We start from the raw sequence: 11,276 nt of genomic DNA, 5'->3' as shown, positions 1-11,276 counted from the left end.
CGGGCCCGGGGCCGACTCCGGGCCCGACTCCGGCTCCGGTCCCGGTCCCGGCCCCGGGACCGGGACCGGGCCGCCCATCCCCACCGGGGCCGAACCCGGCGTCGACCTGCGGGACGTGGAGCGCGAAACAGCGCTGATCCGGCTCTTCGACGGACACCACACCAAACTGGTGCGCCTCGCGGCCCTGCTGGGCGCCGAACAGGACGCCGAGGACCTGGTCGCCGAAGCGTTCTGCGAACTCCACCGCCGCTGGTACCGACTCCGTGCGCCGGAGGCAGCGCCCGCCTATCTTCGTTCTGTGGTGTGCAACCTCGTGCGGATGCGGATACGGCGCCTGCAGGTCTCGCGCCGCCATGCCGGCGTGGAGGTGGTCGACATCGCCTCCGCCGAGTCCACGGCGCTGCTGCACGAGGACCAGCGGCAGGTCGTCGAAGCGCTGAAGAACCTGCCCACCCGCCAGCGGGAAGCGCTCGTGCTCCGCTACTGGATGGACCTCAAGGAGCGGGAGATAGCCGAGGCGATGGGCATCAGCTGCGGTGCGGTGAAATCGCATATCTCCCGCGGGATGCAGGCGCTCTCCCGTGCCCTGGAGACCCGGTGACGAGCGTGGACGGCCCCGAGGCCCGGTTGCGGGACACCCTCGACTCCCTGGCGTCGACGACGAAGCCGTCCCCGAACGCCTATGTGCGGGCCCGCGCGGAGTGGCAGCGACGGGACCGGCGCCGGCGGCTCGTCATGCTGGTCCTGGCGGTGCTGACCGTGGTCGTCGCCGACGTGGTGGGCCTGTGGGCGCTGCACTCCTGCGCCGCACCGGACCCGCCGCCGCGCAAGGACCGGATCGACGTGATCGTCCAGCCCTGACCCCGGGGACAGGCGCGGGTGGCGGGTACGGGTGCGGGAGGAGAGCCCGTCAGCTCATCTCGCCGGAGAGCCGCCACAGCGCCTCGACGACCCGCTCCACGTCCTTCTTCTGGTGGAAGAGGTGCGTGGAGACCCGGACCGTCTGATGGTTCCGGGAGGAGCCGATGACGGGGAAGTCACTGGTGCGGATCACGATGCCGTACTCGTCCTTGAGGCGGGAGACCAGCCGTTCCGTCTTCTTCGCGTCGTGGACGTCGCCCGCGTCGCGGAAGGGCGCGAAGGAGGTGAGCGCGCACACCAGCCGGGGGTCGTCCTTGGGCGAGTACAGGGACTTCACGCCCCACCGCTCGGCGACGAGCTCCTTGAGGTGGCGGGAGAGGCCCAGGACATGCCGCTGGATCCGCCGGCGGCCGATGCGGTCCCAGACCTCGCAGGCGCTGCCGACGCCGGCCATGACCGCCAGGCTCCCGTTGCCGACCTTCTGGAGGTCGGCGGCGATGTCGTAGCTCTCCTCGGGCCCGTCCGTACGCGCCGGCCGGCCGCCCTCGGCGGGATAGCCGCTGGAGACCACGGGCCAGAACTCCGGGAGCGGGTTGGGGTTGTGGCGCGGGAGCACCTTGTTGCGGACGTAGAGGATCCCGGTGCCGCCGGGCCCGCACTGCCACTTCGCGGCCGAACCGGCGAGGAAGTCGACCCCCAGCTCATGGAAGTCGTAGGCCATCATCCCGGGTATGTGCGCGCCGTCGACGACGGTGGTCAGCCCGTGGTCCTGGGCGAGCCCGGCCAGCATCCGGATGGGCAGCATGGTGCCGGTCTTGTAGGTGGGGGCGGAGAACAGCAGCACTTTGGTGCGCGAGGTGATGGCCCGCTTGAACAGCGTCACATAGTCCTCGGCCCGCTGGTCGTTGCCGACGGGGAGCGCCACCCGCTTGATCACCACGCCGTGGCGGTCCCGGGCCAGCGCCATCGGTACGTTCCCGCCGGAGTGCTCGTGGTTGGTGGTCAGGATCTCGTCGCCCTCCCGCAGGGCGAGGCCGGCCACGATCTTCGCCATGCCGTCCGTGGTGTTGTGCGAGATCACGAGCTCGTCCGGATCGCACCCGAAACCGCGGGCCGCCACGGCACGTATGTCGGCGAAGTCGCTGTACGCGGACTCCGCTCCGACGGCCACCTCCCGGTGCACCCGGTCCACGGTCTCGATGACCTCGCGTGGCGGCGACCCCACGGTGCCGACATTCATGAAGAGCACCTTCTTGTCCAGGACGAACAGCCGCCGCACCGCGTCCCAGTAGCCCTTCGACGACGGCGCCGGAAGCGCGGCGGAGGCAGCGCCGCCCGCGGCGGGCGCCGCGGGCGCGGCGGCCCGGGCGGAGGGGGCGGCCAGCGTCCCGAGCCCCACGGTCGCGGCGCCTCCGCCGAGGACGCCGGCGAAAGTGCGTCGGGAGACCCCGGTCTTCGCAGGGGTGTTGACTCTTGGTATCGACATGTCTGTTCCCTTCACCGTACGGCGATGACTGAGGTTCCGACCTGCGCGTCCCGCGGCACCCGCGCGACCCGACCGTGAAGCGGCCGAAGTGGATTCGAGGTCTGCATTCGCTGTCCTCCAGCGCGCATCAGCACATGGACACGCCCGCGTTCGGGACGCTGCGCGTGCTGCTTGGTTGCGGAAGGACGGGCGGGGGTTTACCGGCGGCGGCCGGTTGTCCGGTTTCCTGAAGCAGGCGGCCCGCGTCCCATGACTCCCTTGGGCTTGGTGGCGCATCAGGTGCGCCACCGCAGCGGGCGGAGACGAGCGTGCGAGATCCGACCGAGGCGATTCTCAGGATGCTGGCCGGTGCCTGTTCCTTCGAGCGGGGTGATCGCCGTGCGTACGGCCAACCTCGCGCCGGGCGGCCGTACGCACTTGGTCATCACCCGCCAGCTGAACACTGCCCGGCGCTCCGAGGAGGCACGTGGCGTGTCTCCACCGTCGCCCGCCCGCCATGACAGGGAGCGAGCGGGCTCTACGTCGTACCCGGCGGCAAGCCGCCGCTACTCCGGCCTTTCAGCCCCTGGCCGAGGGGAGGGGAGTGAGCGCGTTACACCGATGCGAGGCTTGAAGTCGCGCCAGCCAGGTCGCGCAGCTTTCGACGTGTTTCGGCGTCGGTTGAGTACACCACTGTGCCGATCATTCCTCGCGTCAGCAGCACCTTGTACGTGTTGCGGATCAGCCGGTCCACGTCCGCGTCCGGGGTGGACTTCTTGAAGACCGGGTCCTTGGACGCCATTCGGTCTGCGATCCAACGGTCGCCGCGCCACACCAGGTCGGGGCCGATGATGACGCCACTCCAGTCGTACTCGAAGCCCTGCGCCGTGTACACGCAGCCCACTTGCCCGAAGCCAGCCGGGTCGGTTGCCCACAGTGCGGCCGGAGGCGCTCCCTCGACAGACCGGTCACCGAAGACATTCCAGGGCCGCTCCCACTCCCCGATGGAGACGTCCGCAGGAAGCGCCTGCCCGGGGGGCACCTTCTTCGTCCACTTCCAGCAGTAGCCCGCGGACATGCGCGCGCTGTAGCCCCGCGAGCGACGGTCGTCGAGGAACGCCTCCATGTCCTGAGGGCTGTCCACCACCATGAGGTGCATCTTGTCGTCGGGCTCCCATGCCACAGGGCCGCCGGGCGCGAGCCCCAGCAGCCGGACCACCCACCGCAGATACGCATCGCTGCCGCCGCATCGGAACTGGCTGTCCAGCGGTACGACCTGACAGCGGAGCCCCTTTCTCGAAGCGGCAGCCTTGATCTCTGCGACCGTACCCATTTCGCCGGGCCGAACGACCTGGTGCTCGTCGAGCAGAAAGACCGGGACGCGCGCCGCGTCGATGAGTTCCTCGACCTGGGCTTGGCCGGTGCGGTTGGACGCCGGCGTGAAGCGGTTGGCCGACGTCTTCCGGATACGGTGGGCTTCGTCACAGAGCAGGACGTCGAGGCCGTTGCGCTCGGCAGACACGAAGCTGTTGAAGTACTTGAAGAGATCCTTGACCTCACGCTTCCGAGTGCCCGCGACCCTCCTCATGGTCGTGGTGAACGAGTTGGAACCCGTCGCGTGGAGCGCGGTGGTGCCCTGCCGGTACAGCTCGCCGAGGAGTGACAGGGCGATGACGCTCTTGCCGGTGCCGGGCCCGCCGGTGACGATCACGACCTCTTTGTGGTCGGACCGCCTGGCGCGGCGGACGGCGTTCAGGACCGTGCGGTATGCGATCTGCTGCTCGTCCAACAATACGAACTGCTCGCGCTCACGCACCTCTTGTGCGGCCACCGCCATGAGCTGTCTGGACGGCCCGATCTTCCCGTTGACGAGCGCGTCCGCAGCCGAAGCGCCGGGGGCGGCCCCCAGCTTCGAGCGGAGGAAGTCGATGAACTCCCCACGCCGCGCCCCGATGAAGAGCTGGCCGTATCGATCCTGCTCGGCTTCGAACAGCCCGCTGACGCCCAACTCAGTGGCGTTGTGCAGAAACGCGGCCCCGCTGAGCCGGTCCGGGTGTTCGGCCAGAGCTCCGTTGAAGGAGACGAGATAGTTGCAGTAGCCGCGCACTTGGTCGACGGGGTTCAGCACCGCCCGGGTGTACGCGTCGACGCGGCACAGTGACGGATCGTCGTCGTCCGGTTCGGCGCTGCTCCACTGCTTCAGCTCCACGACGACGTACGAGGGAAGGCCGGTTTCGGGGTGGACGCCGGCCAGCACGGCATCGGCCCGCTTGCTGTTCAGTGGCAGCCCGTACTCCAGGAGCATCTCCACCTGTCCGAGTCCCGCATCGTTCAGCGCGCTCGCGAGAGCCGGGAGGCTCCGCTCCCAGGAGTGGATCTCGGACGAACCCGGCTTGTGGCCGTGTACGTGCACAAACTGCTCCGTCAGGCGGAGAAAGAGAGTGCCGGAGAGGCACTCGGCGGCGACCGCGGCGGCGGAGTGGCGGAACAGCAAGGGACGCCCCCAGGCAGCACGAAGGAACTCGTGCGGGTGGGGGCATGTCCTTGATGCCTCCGCGCGGCGGAGGGGAAGCCCGGCGGGCCGCAGCTACGACGGGATCAAGGCTACCCGCGACGTGTGCGGTGGGCGGGAGGCAGCGGGGATCCTTCAGCAGTGAGCTTCGGCTGGGTGCCGTCGTAGTTCTGCAAGCCGAGGGCGCCTGTGACGAGCCTGCGCAGTTCGTTGTGGGTCGCCGGGTCGACCGCGTAGACCACGGTGCCGACCGCACCCCGGGTGAGGAGCACGTGGTAGGCGTTGAGGATGCAACGGGTGACGACCGCGTCGTCGATCGTGCTACGGAAGGAGGGATCGCGGGAAGCGGTCCGGTCCACCGTGAATTTCCCGTTACGGAACAGCAGGTCGGGACCGATGATGACGCCGTTCCAGTCGTACTCGAAGGACTGCGCCGTGTAGACACAACCGATCTGGTCGACGCCGCGGCGGTCGGTGGACCAAAAGTCCGACTTTGGTGCGCCCGGAACGCTGTGCTGCGGCTTCACGTTCCACGGCCGACGCCAGTCGCCGATCTGAACGTCATCGATGAGTCGTTCTCCGTCCGGGTTGCTCCACGGCCAGCAGAAGCCAGCAGTGATGCGTGCCGTGAAGCCCGCGAGGTGGCGTTCCCGGATGAACTGCTCCATCTGCTGAGGGGAGTCGGCGACCGTGAGTGTCATCCGCCCGTCCGGTCGCCAGGCCACCGGATCGGTGGCGTCGAGGCCCAACAGCTGTTGGACCCAGCGCTGGAACCGCTTGCTTCCGCCCGCCCGGAACGTGCCCTCCAGATCGGTCACCTCGACCTTGCACCCCATGCGTTCGGCGAGTTCCTTGAGATAGGTGGCAGTGCCCACTTCGTCCGGGCGGATCGACTGATGGTCGTCGAGCAGGAAAATCGGCACCCTGGCGGCCCTGATCACCTCGGTCGCCTGCGGCCGGTCGTCGTCCCGCACCTCCTTGGGTGTCCACCGGTGTGTTGAGCTTCGCCGCATACGGTGTGCCTCGTCGCAGATGAGGACTTCGATGCTGTCTTGTGGGGTTTCACTGAAGCTGTTGAAGTACCGGTACAGCCTGACCGCTGTGCGGCGTTTTTCCGCTATCTGCCCTCGACGGGCTGTGCTGACCATGATTTCGCGCAACGTCTCCGTGTACGCGTGCGAGCCGCTGGCCAGCACGGCCTCGCGGCCCTTGAGGCCGAGGGCGCGCTGCACCTCGAGGGCTACTGCGCTCTTTCCGCTGCCAGGACCGCCCCGCAGGATGTAGACACGTTTGGCGCCCGGAGCGGAGGCGGAGCTGTGGGCGGCATCAGCGTCGTAGAACAGCCCGACGTCGTAGCCGGTGAAGTGCGCCGTCTTCTCCAGGTGCCGGGTGATCCGGTCGACCGCGACGTGCTGCTCGTCGAGCAGCACGAGACCTCCGCCGACGACGGACCGCTGCCGGGCCACATCGGTGACCTTCGGCAAGGGGTCCTGGCGGGCCTGCTCCAGCGCACTCGCGGCCCGCTTCCCGGACGCGGCGGCGAACATCGAAGTGAGGACTCGCCGGAAGCGGTCCAGGTCGTCCAGCGTGTAGAGAAAGCCGTGATCGGTCTCGGGCAGACCGAACAACTCCTCCACATCCGGGTCACGCGCGTTGTGGAGCAGCACCACCCCCATCAGCTGGCGCTCGTTCTCCCGGAGGTGGGGCAGGTAGCGCAGCATGTACTCGCAGTAGCTCTGGACCTGCCGCACCGGATGCAGCTTGTTCTTCCCGTCACCGAACCCGAGATCGACGGCGATCGGGCACAGGGGGTCCACCGTGGCGTGTCGGACCTGCTTCAGCTCAACCGCAAGGTATGAGTCCGTCCCCGTGCCGGGGTGCCGTCCGCACAGCACCAGGTCGACGGCGGAGTTGGTGTGCGGCAGGTCGACCTCGACCTGCACCTCCACTGTGTCGAGGCCGCAGTCCAGCAGGGCCTTGACCACCACGGGGATGCTGTTGTTCCAGGAAGCGATATCGCCCTGACGAGCCTCTGCTCCCTCGCGGCGGAAATGCTCATGGATCAGTTGCTCAGTGAGCGGCAGGTACTCGGCTCCGGCTCGGTCAACGATGAGCCGACCGAGCTCGGCCGCGGAGAGCTGCAGGAGCACGAAGGTTCCCCAGGCACGAGACGACTCGTGCGGGTGGGGGCGTGTCCTTCGTGCCTCCGCCGAAGCGAAGGGAGCGGAAGCCCGTCGGGCCGCAAATGACGGTGCGCAGACTATCCCGGCCGCGGCGGAGCGAGGGCGGGCGGGCCCCTGGAGGCCCGCCCGCCGCCTGGCTCAGCCGAGGCGGTGCACCGCGGCCTGCGCCAGATCCCACATCAGGTTCGAGCCGAGGCTCGCCATGATGCCAACCAGGACATCACGGCTCCAGGTGCGGCGCGTGGAGGTGTACTCGACGATAGCCATAGGAACGCGTCCCCTTCGGGTTGTGACCGGTGACGGTGCCGGATGGCTCCCGCCGGGAGCGCACCATGGGTCTGCGTCACCGAACCAAAGGGCTTACGTCCTCAAGTTCCGTCGCGTACTCCTCCGAGGAGGACACGCGGTGCAAGGGAACGGTAACTCACGACTGGGTGCCCTGGGAAAGGAAATTGCGGCTGCATCCTCGTCGTCAGTCCCGCGTACCCCGTCCCGCCCAGCAGGTCGTTGCGTACATATGAACGCCACTGGTCGCGTCCGAGTGAATGGGGGCGGCTTCCGGTGTGGCCGCGGGGTGGCCATGGGCAGCCTGCTGCTTGGCCGTTGAGCGGTCGCCGCACCACCTTCCGGGAGTCGTCGACGGACAGGGGAGGACCCGCCCGTGCCTCAGGAGCGGATAGCCCGACTGGACGAGCGCACCCGTCCTGCCGCCCTCCAGATCCACGCCGAAGGGAGCTGACCGCCATGACCCTCCGCATCCCCGGCGGACCGACAGGTCCGGGCACCGCAGGGCTGCGTATCGCCGGCCTCCGGGAGCGGGAACGGGAGCGGGAGAGCGAGCAGGAGGAGGTGGAACAGGAGGAGGCGGAGCAGGAGCACGGGGCGGAGCGGGGCGGGGTGCCGGACGGCGAGCAGCCCGTGCGGCCCATCCCCGGGATCCGCCACCGCCCCGCCGTCCAGCCGGATCCGGCCCTGGTGGCGGAGGTGGACCGGCGGACGGAGCAGTGGGCCAAGGAGCTCGACCTCGTGCCGCCCGAGTGGGAGGACCAGTTCGCGGGCTTCGGGTTCGGCCGTGCCGTCTGCCTGGGGCACCCGGACCACGCCGACGTCGAACGCCTGCTGGTGGCCGCCCGGCTGCTGGTCGCCGAGAACCTGGTGGACGACTGCTACTGCGAGGACCACGGCGGCTCTCCCGAGGGGCTGGGCGCCCGGCTCCTCATCGCGCACTCGGCCCTCGACCCGCTCCACTCCGCGCCGGAGTACGAGGCGTCCTGGCGCGCCGGAACGACCGAGGACGCGCCCCTGCGCAGCTACCGCTCGGCGATGGAGCACGCGCTCCCGTGGGCCGCTCCGGCCCAGGCCGACCGGCTCCGCCACGACCTGGGCCGGCTCCACCTCGGCTATCTGGGCGAGGCCGCCTGGAGCCTGGACGGCGCCACCCCGGCCGTGTGGGAGTACCTGGTGATGCGGCAGTTCAACAACTTCCGCCCGTGCCTGACGCTCACCGACCTCGTCGCCGGATACGAGCTGCCCGCTCCGCTCCAGGCCCTGGCGCCCGTGCAGCGCCTCACAGCCCTGGCCGGCAACGCCGCCACCCTGGTCAACGACCTGTACTCGTACACCAAGGAGCTCCGCGCCCAGCACCCGCACCTCAATCTGCCGACCGTCCTCGCGCGCCGGGACCAGCTCCCCGAGCGCGACGCCTACCTCAGGGCCGTCGAGGTCCACAACACGATCATGGACGCGTTCGAATCCGAGAGCGCGCAGTTGCGCACCAGCGTCCCGGACCCCGTCCTGGCCCGCTATCTGACGGGCCTTCATTCGTGGGTCGCCGGAAACCACGAGTGGCACGCGACCAACACCTACCGCTACACCCTGCCCGACTACTGGCCCCAGGAGAGTGCATGACCGCCCCGTCCACCGCCCCGTCCACCGCCTCTGCCATCCCCTACCAGCAGGACATCGCCCGGTACTGGAACGAGGAGGAGCGCCCCGTCAATCTGCGCCTGGGCGCCGTCGACGGCCTCTACCACCACCACTACGGCATCGGAGAAGTGGACTGGTCGGTCCTCGACGCCCCCGAGCCCGACCGCGACCAGTCCGTCATCAACGAGCTGCACCGCCTGGAGACCGCCCAGTCCGCCCTCCTGCTCGACGCGCTCGGCGACATCCGGCCCGGGGACCGGGTCCTGGACGCCGGCTGCGGGCGCGGCGGCACCTCCGTCCTGGCGCACGACCGCTTCGGCTGTTCGGTCGACGGCATAACCCTCTCCAGCAAGCAGGCCGAGTTCGCCGCCGGGCAGGCCAAGCAGCGGGGCATCGACGAGCACGTGGCCTTCCACACCGGCAACATGCTGGACACCGGCTTCACCCCGGGCGGCTACCGGGCGGTGTGGAACAACGAGTCCACCATGTACGTGGACCTGACGGACCTGTTCGCCGCCCACTCCCGGCTCCTGGCGCGCGGCGGCCGGTACGTCACCATCACCGGCTGCTACAACGAGGTCTACGGCCAGCCCAGCAAGGCCGTCTCCACCATCAACGCGCACTACGAGTGCAATATCCACGGCCGCAACGAGTACTTCCGCGCGCTGGCCGCGAACCGCCTCGTACCGATCGAGGTCCGCGACCTCACGCCGGAGACCATCCCCTACTGGGAGCTGCGCGCCCGGTCCAGCGTCGCCACCGGTATCGAGGAGGCGTTCCTGTCCTCCTACCGGGACCGGTCCTTCCAGTACCTCCTCATCGCCGCCGACCGCGTCTGACGGACGGCGGCACCGTCCGGGCCATCCGGCTGCCCGACTGGCCCGAGCAGCCGCCGCCGGTGTTCGCCGCGACGATGGACCTGACCAGGCTGGGCATGCTCGCGGCGCGGGAGCGCACGGCGCGGGGCTGGGAGCGGATGCTGGAGGCGACCGGCTTCCGGCTGGAGCGGATCGCCCCGACGTCCGGGTGATCCGGAAACGGCGGGGCCGCCCCCGGACGGAGGATCCCCGTGGCCCCGGCACGGGAGGCGGAGGTCAAGGTGCTGTGGTTGAGGACGCCGGGCAGGCCGCTGTCCTGTCGACGGTAGAACCGGGTGTAGACGGTCAGGTGCGGGTCCGGGGGGCGCCCGGCGCGTTCCGCGTCTCCCGGTACAGGGCGAGTTCCAGGGTGGGGCGCGCGTCGGCGTAGCCGTAAAACCCTGGACGCCGCCCCCTCCGCCACTGCAAACTTATGAAGATGGATGCATTTTCATTCATCGAGGTGCCGCAGTGGCAGGGGTCCGGCACGCCCTCGGCGCCGCTGCTCGCACGCGGTGCGGCCGAGCTGGCGGCGGCGGTGCCGGCGGCCCGCGCCGTACGGGTCGAGGTCGCGGACGACGACGGTATCCGCGGCGGCGCCCCCGGCGCCAGGGGCGCGGCGCCGGGCGGTGTCGCCGGGCTCGGCCTGCTGGCCCGCAACCTGCGGGCGGTCCGCGCGGCGCTCGACGCGGGGCCCGGGGGTGCGACGGTGACGGCCGGCGGGGACTGCGCGGCCGACCTCGCGCCCGTGGAGGCCGCGCTCGCGGCGCACGGGGAGGGGCTGGCCGTCGTCTGGTTCGACGCGCACGGCGACCTCAACACCCCCGCGTCCTCGCCCTCCGGCGCCTTCACCGGCATGGTGCTGCGCACCCTGCTGGGCGAGGGTCCGGCCGAGCTGAGCCCGCGGCAGGCGCTGCGCCCCGAGCAGGTGGTGCTGGCCGGGGCGCGCGCCCTCGACCCGGGCGAGCGGGCCTATATCGCCGCCAGCGGGCTGTGCCACCTCGGTGTGCCCGAGCTGGCCGAGGACCCCGCGGCGGCGGCCGGAGCCGTCGCGGCCCGCGGCGCGTCCGCCGTCTATATCCACCTCGACCTCGACGTCCTCGACCCCGCGCACTTCGACGCCGTCGGCACCCCGGAGCCGGGCGGTCTGACCCCGGCCGCGCTCGTCCGCGCGATCCGCGCGCTCGCCGCGCGCTTCCCGCTCGCCGGGCTGGCCCTGGCCGGCTACGAGGCCGGGGGCGAGCGGGCCCGTACGGTCCTCAAGCAGCTGATCGCCGACCTGCTTCCGGTACTGCCGGAGCGCACCTACCAGATCGAGCAGCGCACCGCGCGGGCCTGGCCCGCGGCCGTCGTCGAGGAGCGCGCGGGGTGGCTGCTGCGGGCCACGCCCGGTGTGACCCGGCTGCGCTTCCACGCGGCTGCGCTCCCTCCGCCGTACGCGAGCGACGACGCGGGAGCGGTGGGGGACGGGG

The 11,276-nt window shown here is 70.4% G+C and carries 10 protein-coding genes; 6 read left to right on the top strand and 4 right to left on the bottom strand.

The genetic code is table 11. The features are described 5' to 3' along the window. On the top strand, window positions 1–601 hold a 601-nt coding region (locus G5C65_RS20955; protein ID WP_420903340.1), incomplete at its 5' end, for an RNA polymerase sigma factor. Then, window positions 598–861 (top strand): hypothetical protein, encoded by a 264-nt coding sequence (locus G5C65_RS20950; RefSeq protein ID WP_338146560.1) that lies wholly within the window; start codon window positions 598–600, stop codon window positions 859–861. The genes G5C65_RS20955 and G5C65_RS20950, both read left to right, overlap by 4 nt. Window positions 862–910: 49 nt before the next feature. Here the strand turns inward: G5C65_RS20950 and G5C65_RS20945 are convergent, their stop codons facing one another. From G5C65_RS20945 to G5C65_RS39415, 4 genes are all read right to left on the bottom strand, one after another. Beyond that, a complete protein-coding gene (locus G5C65_RS20945; protein WP_165300428.1) occupies window positions 911–2,347 on the bottom strand; it encodes an aminotransferase class V-fold PLP-dependent enzyme in 1,437 nt (478 codons plus the stop codon). Between the two features lie 592 nt (window positions 2,348–2,939). Then, the gene (locus G5C65_RS20940; protein ID WP_165300427.1) at window positions 2,940–4,820 is read right to left on the bottom strand and encodes a DUF2075 domain-containing protein; all 1,881 of its coding nucleotides are present in this window, start codon (window positions 4,818–4,820) and stop codon (window positions 2,940–2,942) included. 110 nt (window positions 4,821–4,930) lie between these two features. Then, a complete protein-coding gene (locus tag G5C65_RS20935) occupies window positions 4,931–6,988 on the bottom strand; it encodes a DNA/RNA helicase domain-containing protein (RefSeq protein ID WP_165300426.1) in 2,058 nt (685 codons plus the stop codon). A gap of 171 nt (window positions 6,989–7,159) precedes the next feature. Next, window positions 7,160–7,288, bottom strand: a complete 129-nt coding sequence (locus tag G5C65_RS39415) for a DUF6408 family protein (protein WP_241265945.1) — start codon at window positions 7,286–7,288, stop codon at window positions 7,160–7,162. 477 nt (window positions 7,289–7,765) lie between these two features. Here G5C65_RS39415 and G5C65_RS20930 point away from each other — a divergent pair, with 477 nt between their 5' ends. The 4 genes from G5C65_RS20930 to G5C65_RS20920 all read left to right on the top strand — a co-directional run. Continuing rightward, window positions 7,766–8,929, top strand: coding sequence for a family 2 encapsulin nanocompartment cargo protein terpene cyclase (locus tag G5C65_RS20930; RefSeq protein ID WP_165300425.1), 1,164 nt, complete (start codon window positions 7,766–7,768; stop codon window positions 8,927–8,929). After that, complete coding sequence (locus tag G5C65_RS20925; protein WP_165300424.1) at window positions 8,926–9,786, top strand: geranyl diphosphate 2-C-methyltransferase; 861 nt, start codon at window positions 8,926–8,928, stop codon at window positions 9,784–9,786. Before G5C65_RS20930 ends, G5C65_RS20925 begins: the two co-directional genes overlap by 4 nt. A gap of 59 nt (window positions 9,787–9,845) precedes the next feature. After that, complete coding sequence (locus tag G5C65_RS40180; RefSeq protein ID WP_277608086.1) at window positions 9,846–9,977, top strand: hypothetical protein; 132 nt, start codon at window positions 9,846–9,848, stop codon at window positions 9,975–9,977. A gap of 266 nt (window positions 9,978–10,243) precedes the next feature. Beyond that, window positions 10,244–11,276 (top strand): arginase family protein (locus G5C65_RS20920; RefSeq protein ID WP_165300423.1); only part of this gene is annotated, 1,033 nt, incomplete at its 3' end.

The organism is Streptomyces boncukensis (assembly GCF_011045075.1).
Taxonomy (GTDB): domain Bacteria; phylum Actinomycetota; class Actinomycetes; order Streptomycetales; family Streptomycetaceae; genus Streptomyces; species Streptomyces boncukensis.
Note: the sequence above shows the minus strand (reverse complement) of the source record. Positions and strands in the feature narration are given on the sequence as shown.